At 42.3% G+C, this 16793-nt stretch carries 16 protein-coding genes; 8 read left to right on the plus strand and 8 right to left on the minus strand.

Annotation, left to right across the window (positions count from 1 at the left end; all coding sequences use genetic code 11):
- Window positions 1-334 precede the first annotated feature (334 nt).
- The 4 genes from MUG87_RS11010 to MUG87_RS11025 form a co-directional block, all read right to left on the minus strand.
- Window positions 335-745: a hypothetical protein gene (locus tag MUG87_RS11010; protein WP_247082045.1), complete on the minus strand. Its 411-nt coding sequence runs from the start codon at window positions 743-745 to the stop codon at window positions 335-337.
- Window positions 746-1091: 346 nt separating this feature from the next.
- Window positions 1092-1625, minus strand: coding sequence for an NAD(P)H-dependent oxidoreductase (locus MUG87_RS11015; protein WP_247082047.1), 534 nt, complete (start codon window positions 1623-1625; stop codon window positions 1092-1094).
- A gap of 84 nt (window positions 1626-1709) precedes the next feature.
- Window positions 1710-2192 (minus strand): metal-binding protein, encoded by a 483-nt coding sequence (locus MUG87_RS11020; RefSeq protein ID WP_247082049.1) that lies wholly within the window; start codon window positions 2190-2192, stop codon window positions 1710-1712.
- A gap of 64 nt (window positions 2193-2256) precedes the next feature.
- Entirely contained in the window at window positions 2257-2619 is a 363-nt protein-coding gene (locus MUG87_RS11025; RefSeq protein WP_247082051.1) for a YkvA family protein, read from the minus strand.
- Between the two features lie 417 nt (window positions 2620-3036).
- Between MUG87_RS11025 and MUG87_RS11030 the strand changes: the two genes are divergently transcribed.
- Window positions 3037-4959, plus strand: coding sequence for an LTA synthase family protein (locus MUG87_RS11030; RefSeq protein ID WP_247082053.1), 1923 nt, complete (start codon window positions 3037-3039; stop codon window positions 4957-4959).
- A 127-nt stretch (window positions 4960-5086) separates the two neighbouring features.
- Here MUG87_RS11030 and MUG87_RS11035 read toward each other — a convergent pair whose 3' ends face one another.
- Complete coding sequence (locus tag MUG87_RS11035) at window positions 5087-5989, minus strand: aldo/keto reductase (RefSeq protein WP_247082056.1); 903 nt, start codon at window positions 5987-5989, stop codon at window positions 5087-5089.
- 139 nt (window positions 5990-6128) lie between these two features.
- Between MUG87_RS11035 and dat the strand changes: the two genes are divergently transcribed.
- Complete coding sequence (dat, locus tag MUG87_RS11040) at window positions 6129-6989, plus strand: D-amino-acid transaminase (protein ID WP_247082058.1); 861 nt, start codon at window positions 6129-6131, stop codon at window positions 6987-6989.
- Window positions 6990-7042: 53 nt separating this feature from the next.
- Here dat and MUG87_RS11045 read toward each other — a convergent pair whose 3' ends face one another.
- Complete coding sequence (locus MUG87_RS11045) at window positions 7043-7834, minus strand: 5'-methylthioadenosine/adenosylhomocysteine nucleosidase (RefSeq protein ID WP_247082060.1); 792 nt, start codon at window positions 7832-7834, stop codon at window positions 7043-7045.
- Window positions 7835-7846: 12 nt separating this feature from the next.
- A complete protein-coding gene (locus tag MUG87_RS11050; RefSeq protein WP_247082062.1) occupies window positions 7847-8611 on the minus strand; it encodes a 5'-methylthioadenosine/adenosylhomocysteine nucleosidase in 765 nt (254 codons plus the stop codon).
- Between the two features lie 261 nt (window positions 8612-8872).
- On the opposite strand from MUG87_RS11050, the gene MUG87_RS11055 reads away from it, so the two are divergent.
- Window positions 8873-10123: a C40 family peptidase gene (locus MUG87_RS11055; protein WP_247082064.1), complete on the plus strand. Its 1251-nt coding sequence runs from the start codon at window positions 8873-8875 to the stop codon at window positions 10121-10123.
- Window positions 10124-10192: 69 nt separating this feature from the next.
- Window positions 10193-10336: a hypothetical protein gene (locus tag MUG87_RS11060; RefSeq protein ID WP_247082066.1), complete on the plus strand. Its 144-nt coding sequence runs from the start codon at window positions 10193-10195 to the stop codon at window positions 10334-10336.
- Window positions 10337-10614: 278 nt separating this feature from the next.
- Here MUG87_RS11060 and MUG87_RS19595 read toward each other — a convergent pair whose 3' ends face one another.
- Window positions 10615-10746: a hypothetical protein gene (locus MUG87_RS19595; protein ID WP_281503646.1), complete on the minus strand. Its 132-nt coding sequence runs from the start codon at window positions 10744-10746 to the stop codon at window positions 10615-10617.
- Window positions 10747-11196: 450 nt separating this feature from the next.
- Here MUG87_RS19595 and MUG87_RS11065 point away from each other — a divergent pair, with 450 nt between their 5' ends.
- The 4 genes from MUG87_RS11065 to MUG87_RS11080 all read left to right on the plus strand — a co-directional run bounded on the left by MUG87_RS11065 (window position 11197) and on the right by MUG87_RS11080 (window position 16702).
- Window positions 11197-11934, plus strand: coding sequence for an SH3 domain-containing protein (locus tag MUG87_RS11065; RefSeq protein WP_247082068.1), 738 nt, complete (start codon window positions 11197-11199; stop codon window positions 11932-11934).
- Between the two features lie 77 nt (window positions 11935-12011).
- Window positions 12012-12251, plus strand: coding sequence for a hypothetical protein (locus tag MUG87_RS11070; RefSeq protein WP_247082070.1), 240 nt, complete (start codon window positions 12012-12014; stop codon window positions 12249-12251).
- 136 nt (window positions 12252-12387) lie between these two features.
- On the plus strand, window positions 12388-13998 hold the full coding sequence (locus tag MUG87_RS11075; RefSeq protein ID WP_247082072.1) for an SWIM zinc finger family protein: 1611 nt from the start codon (window positions 12388-12390) through the stop codon (window positions 13996-13998).
- Window positions 13982-16702, plus strand: a complete 2721-nt coding sequence (locus MUG87_RS11080; protein ID WP_247082073.1) for a DEAD/DEAH box helicase — start codon at window positions 13982-13984, stop codon at window positions 16700-16702. Before MUG87_RS11075 ends, MUG87_RS11080 begins: the two co-directional genes overlap by 17 nt.
- Window positions 16703-16793: the final 91 nt, after the last annotated feature.

The following is a 16793-nucleotide window of genomic DNA, read 5'->3' on the forward strand; positions in this document are numbered from 1 at the left end:
CTCTCCTTTTCTCATAATTTCATCATTCTGATGATATGCCAATCTGGTCATCAGACCTTTAACCAAAAAAGAAAAGCGTTTTTTAAAAACGCTTTCATTTGATTTATTTCACTTTATCACACTTTTTCAAAAATTAAAATCGCTTTCTTTTATTTTGGCTTTGTTAAAGTTTGTTGTTAATTTCCGTTACGGGGGGGGGGGCGCTTTCCGCGGACAGTCAGGACGCCTCCTCAGTACTATGCGCCTGTAGGGTCTCCCTTTGACTCGCTTAGTCTTACCCCCTTCACTCCCATCAACAAGTACCAATTATCAATATCAGACTTTAACACAGCCTTTATTTTATATCTTTTTGCAAATCAATTCCTTCTACTACTTTTTCTAACTTATCAAATAGCGGTGGCTTTGCTTGTGCCGCAGAGGTAAAGTAAATAAACAGCACATTATCTTTCACCATATAAATGGGAATGAGATAGTCCCACTTGGGATTCGGTTTTTCTGCATCAAGCTTTGCTTGATTTGCCTTTTCTGCACTATCGAATATGTACATAACCAAGTGATCATTGTCCACTTTATAATGACGATGGGGCGCCGGAAAGACAATCGGCGGCTCTTCCTTTGTTAAAATTAAACGATAGCCAGCATCAATCCAGCCTTCCTCTGCCTGTTTAAATAATTGAGATTGTGCATCTGTAGGTGCACATCCGAACAAAAGTAATAACATTAAACAAGATACAACATATTTCATATAATCACTCCTTCTTCTCTATTATAGGCTTATTTTATATCCTAAGCACCTAGTTACGCTTCTTATACAAAGGCTCTTTTCTAAAAGATTGTTGTTTTTAGATAGGTTTCTTTGTTTCAGGTTGGTTGGAGCGGAAGGTGCGAGACTCCTGCGGGAGCAGCGGGTCAGGTGAGACCCCACAGGCTGTAAGCCGAGGAGGCTCACCGCACGCCCCGCGGAAAGCGAGCAACCTGGAGCGGCAATCAGCCACTCCCCACTATTTGTTACATAGCAACAAAGTTTGCGAAAACAGCCTATACAAAAAAGCCTCGGCAATATGCCGAGACTCTTATGAAAATAGATCTTCCTATCTTCTTGGACCAAAATCTTTTGCAATATGTTCCACATAGCGAGCTGCATGCTCATTAACTTGTTCTTCTGTTAAATGATGCACACCATGCATGATAAAAGCAGGCAAATACCTAGCACCAATAAGATTGCTTGTTGCTTGAAATGGCTTTAGCAATTCACTCATAGCGTACTGATTATATCCTCCTGCTTGATACGCAGCCTCCGGACCGCCAGTCGTGACAGCTAACATAAGCTCTTTACCATGTAGCTTCGTACCCCCAGGACCGTATGCCCATCCAAATGTTAAGACATAATCCTGCCATTTCTTCAATAAAGATGGTGAGCTATACCAATAGAATGGAAATTGCAGTACAATACGATCATGCGTCAAAAGCAGCTCTTGCTCACGAGCTACATCAATATTTTCATCTGGATATGTTTCATATAAGTTATGAATTGTTACATCAGTTTTTGTTAATTCATCACGTAAACGTTTATTAAAACGAGAATTTTTCATGTCAGGGTGTGCAATAATAACAAGTGTTTTCATATGTTTATAAGCTCCTTTTTCGTTTGTTTGTACATACAAATGATAATTTAAAAAAAGTGTGCCGTCAACTACAACATTCACACTTTATTTTTTTATTTTCTTCCATAATCTTTTTCGCCTTGTATTCATAATATCTACGGTAATATGTAGTGTACTTGCTGTTACAACGCCAAAAAAGATTACAAATAGCTCTGACTTGTACCGCATTAGTATGGCTTTTACATTCATATCGTATACATATGTGTCCAGTACATAGACAATTGGCATGCTGACGCAAACAAAATACAATACGCGTAGTATATCCCCAATGATAGGCATATGCGTAAGCGGTGATCGGTGGGGCATAATGACCTGGTAAGGATACCAAAGTACACGCAGTGGTCCCCATGCACGATACGGTGTACTACGCGTATCTAAATCCGGGCTTAAGAAGTACGTGCCGGCAACAAAGCCGCCGCAAAACCAAAGTAAAAAGCCCCAACTTGTAAAACCGTATGAAATCAGCAAAAAAAGCAAAAACGGCAATGCAAATAAATTTAAACTTGTATGTGTTTTTCCCGATGGCATAAGCTTCTCCTCAGTATATTTACTGCTTCAGTATACCAACAAGAACAAACGTTCGCAACTCTTTTTATTCTAGCTTAGAGTCAATAGCACCTGTATCCAGCTCACCCTCAAACCACTCCGCAAGCTTTTCCTTTGCCTGTCCTTTTATGTCATCATCAATATACATGGCCGCTTGTACGAGTGCAGCACCTAATGCGCCAAGATCATCTGTATAACCGATACCTGCTAAGATATCGGGAACTGCATCAATCGGTGCAATAAAGTACGCTAAGGCGCCAATAATCGCTATCTTTGTTCGCTTTGGCACTTCTGGCTTTTTTAGTACATAAAACAATAGAAGTGCAGCATATATAACCAAATACCCCGCCTTTTTTGCAACTTGCTTTGTTTTCTGCCAAAAGGCCTCTGGTGAAAATTTTGTTTCCATCCTAATCCCTCCTAATTACTTTCTTTCATTATATAGGAAATCTTTCGTTCGTCCCAATATCTGCGCATACAAATCTTATTTTCAGCTCGTAATGTCGCATCTGGCTTATATACTCTCACAGGGATTTGTCCTGTTTTCTAGGCATGCGGCATATATTGAACCATCAGCATTGCCAGGACAGGTTATAGTTTACTGTTGACGGAAGGGAAAACAGATGTTAAAGTGTTTTTTGCGGTTCAACGAACGCCTAAATGGTATGTTATAAAGTACCATATTCCTAAAAAAGTAAATTTATTGTATAATGTTATTTTAGTTATGAAGGAAACTTGCAGCATTGCATAGATACACTATGTTGGTTTGCCGGGCTCCTTTTTTTCTATGGAGCTTATATAGAGAGAAATGAAAGGGTGAGAATGGATGAAGGAATCATTAAAAGCAGAATTTAAGAGCATGCGATTCACAGTGCTGACAGCGCTTCTTGTATGGTTGAAAACATATATTGTCACTCGCATGAGCTTTGATTTGAAACTCGAATCATTTATGCAGGAGTTTATTTTGTTTATTAGCCCATTGGCGGCTTCCTTATTAGTAGTTGGACTTTCACTGTTGGCGAACGGTGCGAAGCGAAACTATATTGCGATTTCCCTTAACTTTTTATTAACATTTATATTGATGGGAAACGTGGCGTTTTACGGCTTCTTTAATGACTTCGTTACACTGCCGGTATTAACACAAACTTCTAACTTCGGCAGCTTGGGATCTAGTGCGAAGGAGCTATTAAGCTTTAAAGTATTAGTTATGTTTGCGGACATCCTTGTATTGCTTTGGGTTGCGATAAAGCGCAAAAACTTTGCCCAAACGCACCGAATTGCTCGCCCTATGAAGATGGTATATTTTTTAGCGGGGGTTGCCGTATTCTTTGCTAACCTTGGTCTTGCGGAAGCAGAGCGCCCTGAACTGTTAACACGTTCTTTTGACCGTGTCATGCTTGTTAAAAACCTTGGTTTATATGCACACCAAGTATATGATATTGGTTTACAAGCCAAATCCAGCTCCCAAAAAGCGCTGGCTGACGGCAGCAAGCTTCAAGAAACCGAAAACTACGTAAAAGCAAACGAAGTAAAGCCGAATCCGGAAATGTTTGGTGTTGCCAAAGGCAAGAACGTAATTGTAGTATCTCTTGAATCCACACAGTCATTCTTAATTAACGCGACTGTAAACGGACAAGAAGTTACACCATTTATGAACCAACTGATGAAAGAAAGCTATTACTTTGATAACTTTTATCATCAAACAGGACAAGGAAAAACATCCGATGCTGAGTTTATGATTGACAACTCCTTGTATCCTCTAGACCGTGGTGCGGTATATTTTACACATGCAAATAACGAGTATGTGGGCACACCTGAGATTTTGCGTCAACAAGGATATTATTCTGCGGTATTCCATGCAAACAACGCAACATTCTGGAACCGTAACATGATGTACCCAGCACTTGGTTACGATCGTTACTTCAATGAGCTTGATTATAAAATTGATGATACGAACAAATTGAGCTGGGGTCTAAAAGATAAAGAATTCTTTGATCAATCTGTAGATATGTTGAAAACATTGAAGCAACCGTTTTATACACGTTTCATCACATTAACAAACCATTACCCATTCTTATATGATGACAGCACAAAGTTGATTGAACCATATAACTCTGGAAATGGTACAGTGGACCGTTACTTTGTGACAGTACGTTACATGGATGAAGCTTTGAAGCACTTTGTGGAACGTCTAAAAGCAGAAGGCATCTATGATAACTCCGTAATTGTCTTCTACGGGGACCATTACGGTATTTCCGAGAACCACAACCGTGCAATGGCACAATATCTTGGAAAAGATGAAATTACGCCATATGATCATATGAATCTGCAACGTACACCATTGTTCATTCATGTACCAGGTCAAACAAAAGGTGAAGTAATTTCAACACCAGCTGGTCAAGTGGACATTAAACCAACTATCTTGAACTTGCTTGGTATCGAGAATAACAGCGATATTAAATTCGGTCACGATTTATTCTCAAAAGACCGCAACCCCTTCGTTGTGATGCGTGACGGTAGCTTCGTAACAGATAAGTATACTTATCACGCTAACACATTCTATGACCGTCTAACAGGTCAAGAAGTAACCTTACCTGAAGAAGAAGCAAAAGCTCTTACAGACCGCGCAAAAAATGAACTGCAAATGTCTGACAAAATCATTGAAGGTGACCTACTTCGCTTCTTTGAAGGGAACAAAATCAAAACAGGCACTGTAAAAACCATTATTAAAGAGAACAACAAAGAATAAAAGAAACCCTGCACAATGTGCAGGGTTTCTTTATATCCAGCAAACCAACCTCTTACTAAGCGCAGCGACGCATCCGTATCACCTTACTTCTCATCCATAACTTTCATGCATGAGCACACGTGACTCCCTACGGCACCTCATGTCCCATAGACGCCGTATAAATCTCAAACCACTGATGCGTTGTCATAGATAACTTCGTCGCATTCACTGCAGATTGGATACGCTCTAGCTTGCCAGAACCAACAATCGGCATAATACGCGCTGGGTGCTGCAGTAACCATGCATACAATACTTCATCTAGCGATGTGGCACCAATTTCAGTACCAATTTTCTCAAGAACACTACGAACACGCTCAGCACGCTCAGAAGAGTCACGGAAAATACTGCCGCCAGCAAGAGGTGACCAAGCCATTGGCGCAATGCGTGTTTCTTGACACTTATCCAAGGTACCGTTCCCGAAATGCTCAAGCTGCAGGGCCGAAATTTCAATTTGATTGGTAACAAGCGGCTCATCTACATGAGCGCTCAGCATATCAAATTGCGATGGTAAGAAGTTGGACACACCAAATTGTAATACCTTTCCTTCCTGACGCAGTTGACGAAATGCTTCTGCAACTTCAGCAGGGTTCATGAACGGATCCGGACGATGGATCAGCAAAACATCAATATACTCCGTTTGTAGATTACGCAGTGATTGTTCTACACTTTTAATAATATGTTCTTTGCTTGTGTCATAATATTTTACTGTGCGTTCCGGATATTTATCGGATAATAGCTTAATACCGCACTTTGTTACGATTTGCATGTTTTCACGAAGCGATGGTTTTTGGCGCAAAGCTTGACCAAATAGCGTTTCACATGTGTAATCACCATAAATGTCGGCATGATCAAATGTTGTAATCCCCAGCTCCATGCATTGTTCAATTAATTGCACAACCTCAGCGTCCGTCATGTTCCACTCTGTCAAACGCCACAGGCCATGCACGATACGAGAAAATTTTACATTCTCAGCAAGCTGTATTTGTTCCATATGTAGACCTCTCTTTCTGAAATTCTTTTCCATAGTAACACAAACTATCTTTTTTCACGAAAAAAATGCCCTTCCGGCAGGAGTTTTTTGCAAAATCTCTAATGTGTATTATACCCTTTTGAAAATAGGAGTGTGCTGTATGAAACCGATTCTTTTATTAGAAAATCGACTAATTGATACAAGAGTAGAACAGCCGAGCGCTTCCCTGCATGATCGTGCTTCTCAATTTGGAGACGGTGTGTATGAAGTCATTCGGTTATATCAAGGTACATTCCATCTATTGGAGCCTCATTTAGCTCGCCTATATCGCTCAATGGAGGAGCTAGAAATTCGCCCTTCCTTTACAAAGGCCGAGCTAATTCACTGGCTATATGAGCTCGTGGCACAAAATGAATGTAAAGAAGACGGCATTGTTTATCTGCAAATTTCAAGAGGTGCTCAAATTCGTAACCATGTGTACGCAGACAATCTCACACCCATTGTGTATGGGTATGTAGCTGAAAAAGAACGACCAGTTACACTCATGCAAACTGGCATTCATGCCTGTACTGAGCAAGATATTCGTTGGCTTCGCTGTGACATTAAATCATTGAATTTATTACCGAATGTGCTAGCTCGTACAAACGCTGAGCGCAAAAACTGCCAAGAAGCGCTGCTTGTTCGCGGCAATACGGTTACTGAGGGCAGTCAGTCTAATTTCTTCTTTGTGAAGCAAGGTACATTATATACACACCCCGCCAATCATCTTATTTTAAACGGCATTGTCCGACAGTATGTATGCTCACTTGCAAGTAGGCTTGGCATACCGGTTCGTGAAGAAATATTCAGCGTGAAAGACGTGTTGCTTGCAGAAGAAGCCTTTTTCACAGGCACTACCTTTGAAGTTTTGCCCATGACATATCTTGATGGGGCAGCAATTAATAGCGGTGTAGTGGGATCTGTTACAACTGCACTGCAAAAAGCTTTTCAAGACAGCATTGCTGTAGGTACGACACAATAAAAGAAAGCGTCCATCATAGGACGCTTTCTTTCCTGTGAATAGCTATATGCAAACTAATCCGACTCCGGCAACCGCTTTATCATCTCTTCAATTAGATACCCTGCATTTTTAGCGGCGAGCTTGACAAAGTTTTGATAATCTTCTCCTCCGCCTTCGCTGACCGGGTCGGAAATAGAGCGGATGATAATATACGGAATTCGGTTTAAGTAGGCTACCTGTCCAATCGCACCGCCTTCCATTTCCACAACATCAGCTTGAAACGTAGAAATGATTTCGTTTTTGCGCTTTTCTTCACTTACAAATTGATCACCGCTAGCCACGCGACCTACATAGCTTTTTACACCCGGCAATCCTTTTGCTGCTTCTTGTGCCAAACGAATAAGTCGTTCATCGGCCTTGTAGTAAATAACATCAGAGTCTTCAAATTTTCCTGGTGGCTCATCGATTGCTGTTTGATCTACATCATGCTGGACAGCATCTTTTGAGATTAAAATATCCCCTACTTTTAGCTTGGGGTTCAGGGCACCGGCAACACCAGAGTTAATCAGGAAATTTACTTTATATAATGTAATTAAAATTTGTGCGGCAACAGCTGAGTTCACTTTTCCTATTCCAGACCGTACCAATACCGTATCTACGCCGTCTAATGTTCCTTTATAGAACTCAAAGTTCGCGAGCTTTTCGGTAGATTCAATTTCCATCTTTGAGCGTAATAGCTTTAATTCTTCCTCCATTGGTGCAATGATACCAATTGTTATAGAAGGTTTCCCCTGTGAAGCAGCGACGGGTGTGCTGATATTAAAAAGCATTGCAAGTAACAGGATATATTTAATCCACTTCATCATTTTCGCTCCTTATTATTTTATTTCTTTTATAAGCAAGTCCACCATTTCTGCCGCTTGCTTAGAAGCCATTACAATCAGTTTATCGTACTCGGCAGCTTCTACCCCTGTACCGTCATCCGCGATAGCGCGAATCACCAAGAACGGTACATTATTTAAATACGCAACGTGTCCGATTGCACCGCCTTCCATTTCTACTGCTGCAGCTTGAAACTGGTTGCGAATCCGCAATTTAAATGATTCGCTTGCGATAAACTGATCACCGCTCGCAATGCGCCCCGTGTAAACATGTGTATCCTCCATCTCTTTTCCTGCTTGTTCCGCGAACTGCAGCAACAATTTTTCTGCAATAAAATACTTCATATTCATGCGTGGGATAGCACCGGGCTCTTCGCCAATTCCTGTTCCATCTACGTCATGCTGTACCGTATCTACAGACAAAATAATGTCGCCAGGTTGATATTTGTCAGCAAGCGCAGCTGCGATTCCCTCATTAATAAGCGTTCGAACATGAAAGTGATCAATAAGAACTTGTGCACAAGTGGCCGCATTTACCTTGCCAATGCCAGAGCTCACAAGCACAACTTTTTTGCCGTGCAGGGTTCCCATATAAAATCGCATGCCTGCAACCTTTTTCGTCCCGGTTATCTTCATCTTCTCTTTAATAAATACAATCTCTTCCTCCATAGGACCAATAATACCGATGGGTTGCTCTTGTGCCGCAACTGGAATGCAAGCAACTATAAAAGCGAATATACATAAAACACAAAGGCTTTTCAACTTACACCTCCCCCTTCTCTCGTCAGATTTTTCTTTTATAGATTGCATCAAACTCCCTTTTCCTATCACAGTTCTTACGCTCTGACCGCAGACACATAACCATTCTTCTTCCCCTTTAAAAATAGTTATACTGGTACAGCATTTCTTATATGCGGATTCATCAATGTCCATTGACATCATTCGACACGTGGCATAGTATTTTTTATTGTTGGGAAATCTTTCATTCCCAGCACAAATTATACAGAAAGGAATATGAGGCATATGAAAAAAGTTCTTGCTGGTATTGCCGTTGCTTCCGTAGCAGGCGGTATTGCATTAGATGCGGAAGCAGCTACAGGTACGGTAGAAGCCGATAGCCTGCGTGTTCGTACAGGTCCGAGCACAAGCCACGGCGTTATCGATCTTGTCAACAGTGGGCAATCCCTGCAAATTACAGGAGAAACAGATGGTTGGTATCAGGTTGATTACAATGGACAAACAGGTTATGTGAGCAAAGATTTCGTGGTGACAACCACGCCCCAATATACAGTAAACGTATCTTCCTTACGTGTTCGTACGGGCCCAAGTACAAATCACAGCATCATCGGATCACTGCCAAAAGGACAGGAGATTGAGGTGTTAGGAGAAGCGCAGGATTGGTATAAAATTTCCTACAATGGTCAAACAGGTTATGTCAGTAAAGATTTTATTACAGTAAACGGACAAGCATCCGAACCGCAAGTAAGTACACAAGGAAATGGTACATACATCGTGAATGTGGACGGATTGCGTATTCGTAAAGGACCGGGAACGTACCATGCCGTGATTGGCGGTACTGTCAAAGGACAGAAGCTAGAGGTAGTTGGTGCAGAAAATGGTTGGTATAAGATTAACCGCGGTGGTTCATTCGGCTATGTAAGTGCACAATATGTAACAAAAGTCGAAACAGCACCTATTATTACAACAGAAACCTATTATGTTAATGTGAATGCTTTGAATGTAAGAAGCGGTGCAGGTACCAATTACAATGTACTGGGCATGTTAAAGCAAGGTCAAAAGGTAGAGGCTTCAGGTGAACAAAACGGTTGGCTGCAAATCAACTATAACGGGCACGTTGCATTTATCACAAAAGACTTTGTATCAAAACAACAGCCATCAGTCAGTACACCTCCTGCTGCCAGTTCCTTGGTTTCTTATGCCCAATCTCTTACCGGTGTACCTTACCGCTGGGGCGGAACTACACCTGCCGGCTTTGATTGCAGTGGATTTATCTATCATGTCTATCAAAAGTTTAACTTCTCGATAGGACGCACAAGTACATCAGGCTATTGGGGAAGTTTGACAAAAACAACAAGCCCACAGCCCGGTGACTTAATTTATTTCCAAAATACGTACAAGCCAGGCCCTTCTCATATGGGGATTTACCTTGGCAACGGCTCCTTCATTCATGCCGGTGACAATGGAGTTGCCGTAGCGAATGTAAGCACGTCCTACTGGAAGCAGCATTTCCTTGGATACACAAAACCATATTAAACAAACGTTTGCTTGCATACTTTCCTTCCTTATTTGCACATGCTAACAGCAGTGAAAGGAGGGAATGAAATGACAAGAAAAAAGAAATTCATATGCGGTCTATTGTCAGTCATCCTATCTATGGGCTTACTAGCTGGCTGTAACGGTGTCGATGAAGACGAACCCGATCCAAGCGAAGAACCATCAGAACAAATGGAAGACGACAGTCAGTAAAGAAAAGTGGTAGCGGCTTGTTCAGCTCCATAGGCCAGAGGCTCCTAGCACATAAAGGCACTTTTTGCCTTCATGTGCTAGGGAGGAGCTAGACACTAGAGGCAGATTCAGTTGCTAATACAACACTAAAAAAGCGGAAAGCATCTCAGTGCTTTCCGCTTTTTTACTAATCTATTCTTACATGAAAAAGCAGAGATTCCCCAATCTCTGCTTTTTCTTACTCTATAGAAGATATACCCCTTATATTTGATCGGCTCCCCAACCTCTCAAATACGTGCTTACGCGTTTGACACAGAAGGCTGTTTCCGTTCAGCTTCACTACTCTTCGTGTCCTTTGTAGCGGCCATTCGATTCGTGGTTGCCTGGCGCTTCAAGCTGATTTGCTTTAATTTGCGTTCGTATTTCTTCATACTTGTTTCCCCCTTGGATATGCGAACACATCCAAACTATTAACGTAAATCAAAATTTCAACCTATGATGTAACCGCTTCCACAAATAACTATACTGCATCCTCCTTCGTTTTTCAACACTTGTTTTACAAAAGAATAAAAGTCTTATAACTCAAATAATACGACAATTTTTAGGAGATTGTAGATTGAAAGATCCTTTCACATATATAACCACAAATAGAAATACAACTCTCATCAATTAGTACATAGCTAGGGCGTATGTAACATTTACAACGGAAAATTTTCCCTAAATCTCCCATCAACCTGTATGATATAACACTTTTTCAAAAACCGCTTATTGTTACAGACATTAATAGAGGATTACAGTTCGTTTGAGATTGCATGTTGTAGACAGATTTCATCTAATTGGTTGCTATAATGCGAGTAGCTTGAGAAGACGGAGGGAAATGAATGAAACGAATACTAAGTATAACAACAGCAGCAATCTTTGGTTTAGGATTCTTTACAGCGGCCGCAGAGGCGGCTACAGTTGTGAATACAAGTGTACTAAACGTTCGGCAGGCCCCGAGCACAAGTTCTTCTATTCTAGGAAAAGTAACAACCGGACAAACCTTGCAGGTGACCGGTAAAGAAAACGACTGGCTACGCATTTTACATAACGGACAAACAGCCTATGTGAGCGCACAATATACAAAGCAAGATACACAGTATGTCAATGCTTCTGTACTGAATGTACGTACCGGTCCAGGTACCAATCACAGCATTGTGGGAAAACTGATTCATGGGCAAGCTGTCCAAGTTCTGTCTGATGCAGGAAACGGCTGGGCACTGATTGGCTTTGACCGGGGCGCAGCTTATGTTAGCAAGCAGTTTTTAGGTACAGGAACGGTCAAGGCCGCCCAAGAAATACAAGTAGAGGCCACCGCGTATACACCGTATGATGAGGGAATGAGCGGCATTACAGCAATGGGAATTGATGTACGCCAAAATCCAAATATGAAGCTCATCGCTGTTGACCCGAAAATAATTCCACTTGGCACAAAAGTATGGGTAGAAGGCTACGGTGAAGCACTGGCTGGTGATACAGGCGGAGCGATTAAAGGCAATCGAATTGATGTGCTCATGCCAACAAAGGAACAAGCTTTTCAATGGGGACGCAAGCAAGTGAAAATTCGAATAGCGGATTAAACAAAGAGCACCTTGCGATATGCAAGGTGCTTTCACAGTTTATATAACGTATACTTGTTTAGGAAGGAGGAGTATATATGAATGTAAACGCAACACCGGATTGGATTGGACTGCCGCGAAAGCAGGACCATACTTTATTTGTGGACTTTACTTTAACAGATGATGATGCACGCTATAAGTTGATTGTAGAAGACAATGTCCCCCGCATTTTACAGTATAAACCTATACCGGGCCGACCAAAACCGCTGCTCGAACCAGCATCGTACGTTCCAGAAGAGGCAGAAGCGCTCATCCGATTTATCCTTTCTAATATGTAAACCGACAGAACTCTCACTTGTCGGTTTTTTCTCTGCTTACCCTAACACGCCCCTTTAAAAAAAGTAGCTCTCAATCGCTACTTTACTGTAAATTCGGCTATAATGGTAGGTAGGAATTTTTTATGGAGGTAGCAATATGCTGCAGCACTCAATTGGAAAAGAAGAAATTTTAGAAGCGGCTGATCGCATAATTGCGACGCTGAGTCCAAGTGTTGAAGAAGATCGCTTGATCATGGCGACTGGTCTGCGCTTATATCGAGAAGGACGTGTATATAACGTAAACCTGTACGACGATGTACTAGAAGGAACCGTAGAAGAGGAAGAAACATGCACTGTACAGCTTCCTTTGCATCGCATTGACGAAAGCTATTGCGACTGTTTTCAAGTCGGCTACTGTCAGCATATGATTGCCCTTTTATTTTATGCAGGGGCTAGCTTCGGCCTTGTCGGAGAAATTATGAAGCGATTTAAACATAAAGATAAACCAGTAGATATCCTACCGCAGCTTAAAACAGCCAAGCAATTGCTGCAAACAGCGGCTTACGAAGAAAACGACTATAACAGCTGGCTGCAATTTTTTGAGCGAGAGGCAGAAGCTTTTACGAAGGAGCAAGCTCGATATCCGTTTCGTCAATCGTATCTACTTGTTAATATTTTTGAGGACTTTTACAAAAAGTTGGCTCGTAAAGCACCGCGTGTGAATGTGCTTCGCGATTTATTTACTCTGAACGCAGCCCTATTTGGCTTCAAGCAATTGCTTCTTGCTGCTGTAAAATTTGAAGCAGAAAAGGTGTATTCCTACTACAATCCACTCGTTGTCGCGTCACGCTTTGTAGATGAAATTGACTTGTTAATCGACAAGCTTATGGCAGGACCGATACCAATGAGCTACGACCACATGATTTCAGGAACAGGACAATTAATTCATGACTTATTCTTCACGCATCGTCTCATGCTGCCGGAGCGTTACTTTTTATACCGCCGGTTATGGAGCGATTTATTAAAACGAAACATCCATGAAGAAGAAGCGCGTATTGCTCTTGTATCATCATCTGACATGCAGCCTTTGGCTTTAGCGCATCTCGCCTTCATTCATAAACAGGATGAGACAGCTATAGAGCTTTTACAACCATTGCCGTATCAATTTGTGGATTTGTATATCTATTGGATTGATGAGCTATGTGCTGAAAGTAAATTAGAACGTGCACAAACATGGTTAACCGTTTGCTACATAAAGGTAAAGCTCTGCCTAGCAGATCATGACTATCCTTCTAAGCGTGAGCTCGCCCGTCTCTATCTAAACGCTTATATGCGTTTCGCTGACCTTATTGACGATACAGCCGGTGCAGAGGTGATCTTGCAAGAGCTTTTACCGCACAGCTTCTTTGAATATAGCGAACACCTACTGAACCAAAAACAATATCGCATATGGGCAGATCTGCAGCTCATGATGGGCTATGATTCTATAGATGGCTTACAGCACATTGTACGCGAAGTCGAAAAGGAAGACCGAGAAGCCGTATTGCCTTTGTATCACCGCGCCGTCATACAATGCATCGAAATGAAAAACCGCCCCGCTTACCGGCAAGCCGTTCGTTATTTAAAAAAATTGCGCACGCATTATAAGAAGCTAAAGCGTACCGACGACTGGGAACGATTCATGATGACCATCACAGCTTCATTTTCACGCCTGCGCGCCTTACAAGAAGAACTGCGGAAAGGAAAGCTAATTGATGATAAAAACTGAAATACCACTGCATTTACAACAACTTGATAATAGCTGGTTTTTATGGAGTGAGGCAGAAGATACATGGGAAGATTTTGCCTTTGCTTGGCACACGACCTCCTTTTACGGTACACTTCGCAAATCGTATGTACATGAAGGCAACAGCGGCTTTCTTCTAACGGCACTAGAGGCACTGGAGATGGCCACTCTTCCCTTTAATTCTTTCGCGCATTTTCGTTGTCACGCTTTACTTCGTTATCGTGATGATGCTCTTCGGGCATGGGCTCATTATCAAGAGGGAAACTTCCTTCCCGACTTTTCTGCATGGGCAGAGCGTATTTATTGGAAACCGCTAGGAGACGAGCTACCTGAAGAAATTGGAGTCCTATTCTCTGAAGCCATCACATATGCATTACAAACAAATGTACCGCGAAACGAACAATGGGAAAATGCACTGCGCCTCTTAGAACATCGCACCTTCTCTGTAAAGCAATTAGAAGCTGCGAGCAACGAGGAAGATTGGCTCCGAAAAATCGGCTTTTTAGAAGATGATACACCGTTTACCATTGGACTGCGTTTATTAGAGCCACAGGAAGACTATGAAACTTGGAAGCTGGAGACGATTTTAATGACAAAGCGCGGCGCTGCTAAAACGTACGTGTATACAGATTCTGCTTCCTTGCCAAAACGTTGGAAATCTTATGAAGAGCGAATTCTGCAAACCTATCAGGGCTGGGAAAAGCTGGTTCCTTGGCTTGTGGAGGATGGCGTGTTGCGGCATGAACTGTACGAAGGAGAAGCCTGGAGGTTTTTGACCGAGGCAAGCAATGAGCTTTTGGCAGCTGGCGTGGATATTCTGCTTCCATCCTGGTGGCAGCAGCTTAAGCAAACAAAGCTATCGCTGCGCGCAAAAGTAAAAGGAAATGTCCAAGGAGAATCCTTCTTTGGCATGCATACGCTCATTAACTTTGATTGGAAAATTTCCACTGGTGCAGCTGAGCTTTCTGAGGCAGAGTTTTTGGCACTTGTTGAACAAAATCGCCGTCTCATCAATATTAACGGTGAATGGATTAAGCTCGATCCCGCTTTTATTGAACATGTGAAAAAACTGATGGAAAAAGCCGACCGACAAGGTATGGAGATGAAGGATTTGCTGCAGCAGGAATTGCTTCGACCAGAGCCTGAAGATATACCGGAGGATAACCCATTTGCGGAAATTGCGATTGAGCTGGACGATTATTATGAAAGCTTGCTTGGTAGACTCCTTGAAATTGGAAACGTACCGAAAAAACAAATGCCGGACAGCCTGCAAGCAACGCTTCGTCCTTATCAGCAAACAGGCATTGAATGGCTTCTGTACCACCGCGAACTCGGCTTTGGTGCATTATTAGCCGACGATATGGGACTGGGAAAAACATTGTCAACGATTTCCTATATGTTATACGCCAAGGAAAACCGTATGACAAAGGGGCCTGCGCTTGTAATAGCCCCCACTTCGGTTCTCGGGAACTGGCAAAAAGAGCTTGAACGCTTTGCGCCGAGCCTGCGCGTTAGCTTACATTACGGTAGCACTCGCGCAAAAGGAGAAGCTTTCTTGCCTTCTTTAATTGATAAAGATGTGATACTCACATCATATACGCTTGCCAATTTGGATGAAGCGGAGCTTTCTTCTTACACATGGAGCAGCATCGTTCTGGATGAAGCCCAAAACATTAAAAATGCTCACACCAAGCAGTCCCGTGCCGTACGTCATTTGACTGCGCATCATAAAGTGGCTTTAACAGGCACACCGATGGAGAATCGCCTATCCGAACTATGGGCCATCTTTGACTTTTTAAATCCAGGTTATCTTGGTAGTTTAACACAGTTTCAGCGCCGGTTCGTTACGCCGATTGAAAAAGATCGTGACGAGCAAAAAATTCAGGGCTTACAGCGTTTAATCGCACCGTTTTTACTGCGCCGCACTAAACAGGATCCGGACGTTGCTTTAAATCTACCGGATAAGCAGGAACAGAAGGAATATTGTGCGCTGACCGTCGAACAGGCATCGCTGTATGAACAGATGGTTCGCGATACCTTGTCCAACGTACAAACACTTTCCGGCATTGAACGACGCGGTTTTATTTTACTCATGCTGAATAAACTCAAGCAAATTTGTAACCACCCGGCTCTGTATTTAAAGGAAGAAGCGCCGCAAAATATCATTGAGCGCTCCATGAAGATGGAAAAACTGCAGGAGCTCGTTGAAAACATTCGCGAACGTGATGAAAGCTGCATCATTTTTACTCAATATATCCGTATGGGTGATATGCTGAAAAATGTTCTGGAGCAACAAACGGGCGAACCAGTGCTGTTTCTAAATGGCAGCGTAAAAAAAGCAGATCGCGACCACATGATTAATGAATTCCAAAGCGGACGCTACAAAATCTTTATTTTATCTCTTAAGGCCGGCGGTACCGGATTGAATTTGACCGCTGCCAACCATGTGATCCACTACGACCGCTGGTGGAATCCAGCCGTGGAAAACCAAGCAACCGACCGCGCTTATCGCATCGGTCAAAAACGCTTTGTGCATGTTCATAAACTGATTACCACCGGCACCCTTGAAGAAAAAATAGATGATATGCTCGAACGCAAACAATCACTCAACAACACCATTATCACAAGCGACAACTGGATTACAGAGCTCACAACCGAAGAGCTACAAGAACTACTGCACGGATAAAACAAAAAGGAAGAGCCGCCCTCTTCCTTTTTCATTTGATTTTTTCTGTATCACAGGCTGATTTCTATTGACACTCCCACCCCTAAAGGGG

Origin of the sequence: Ectobacillus sp. JY-23, from assembly GCF_023022965.1 — a bacterium.
GTDB lineage: Bacteria > Bacillota > Bacilli > Bacillales > Bacillaceae_G > Ectobacillus.

Excerpts from the sequence above, each read along its gene's own strand:
- MUG87_RS11010 (WP_247082045.1), bottom strand. The coding sequence starts at position 745 with ATGAAATATGTTGTATCTTGTTTAATGTTATTACTTTTGTTCGGATGT.
- MUG87_RS11015 (WP_247082047.1), bottom strand. The coding sequence starts at position 1,625 with ATGAAAACACTTGTTATTATTGCACACCCTGACATGAAAAATTCTCGT.
- MUG87_RS11020 (WP_247082049.1), bottom strand. The coding sequence starts at position 2,192 with ATGCCATCGGGAAAAACACATACAAGTTTAAATTTATTTGCATTGCCG.
- MUG87_RS11025 (WP_247082051.1), bottom strand. The coding sequence starts at position 2,619 with ATGGAAACAAAATTTTCACCAGAGGCCTTTTGGCAGAAAACAAAGCAA.
- MUG87_RS11030 (WP_247082053.1), top strand. The coding sequence starts at position 3,037 with ATGAAGGAATCATTAAAAGCAGAATTTAAGAGCATGCGATTCACAGTG.
- MUG87_RS11035 (WP_247082056.1), bottom strand. The coding sequence starts at position 5,989 with ATGGAACAAATACAGCTTGCTGAGAATGTAAAATTTTCTCGTATCGTG.
- dat (WP_247082058.1), top strand. The coding sequence starts at position 6,129 with ATGAAACCGATTCTTTTATTAGAAAATCGACTAATTGATACAAGAGTA.
- MUG87_RS11045 (WP_247082060.1), bottom strand. The coding sequence starts at position 7,834 with ATGATGAAGTGGATTAAATATATCCTGTTACTTGCAATGCTTTTTAAT.
- MUG87_RS11055 (WP_247082064.1), top strand. The coding sequence starts at position 8,873 with ATGAAAAAAGTTCTTGCTGGTATTGCCGTTGCTTCCGTAGCAGGCGGT.
- MUG87_RS11060 (WP_247082066.1), top strand. The coding sequence starts at position 10,193 with ATGACAAGAAAAAAGAAATTCATATGCGGTCTATTGTCAGTCATCCTA.
- MUG87_RS19595 (WP_281503646.1), bottom strand. The coding sequence starts at position 10,746 with ATGAAGAAATACGAACGCAAATTAAAGCAAATCAGCTTGAAGCGCCAG.
- MUG87_RS11065 (WP_247082068.1), top strand. The coding sequence starts at position 11,197 with ATGAAACGAATACTAAGTATAACAACAGCAGCAATCTTTGGTTTAGGA.
- MUG87_RS11070 (WP_247082070.1), top strand. The coding sequence starts at position 12,012 with ATGAATGTAAACGCAACACCGGATTGGATTGGACTGCCGCGAAAGCAG.
- MUG87_RS11075 (WP_247082072.1), top strand. The coding sequence starts at position 12,388 with ATGCTGCAGCACTCAATTGGAAAAGAAGAAATTTTAGAAGCGGCTGAT.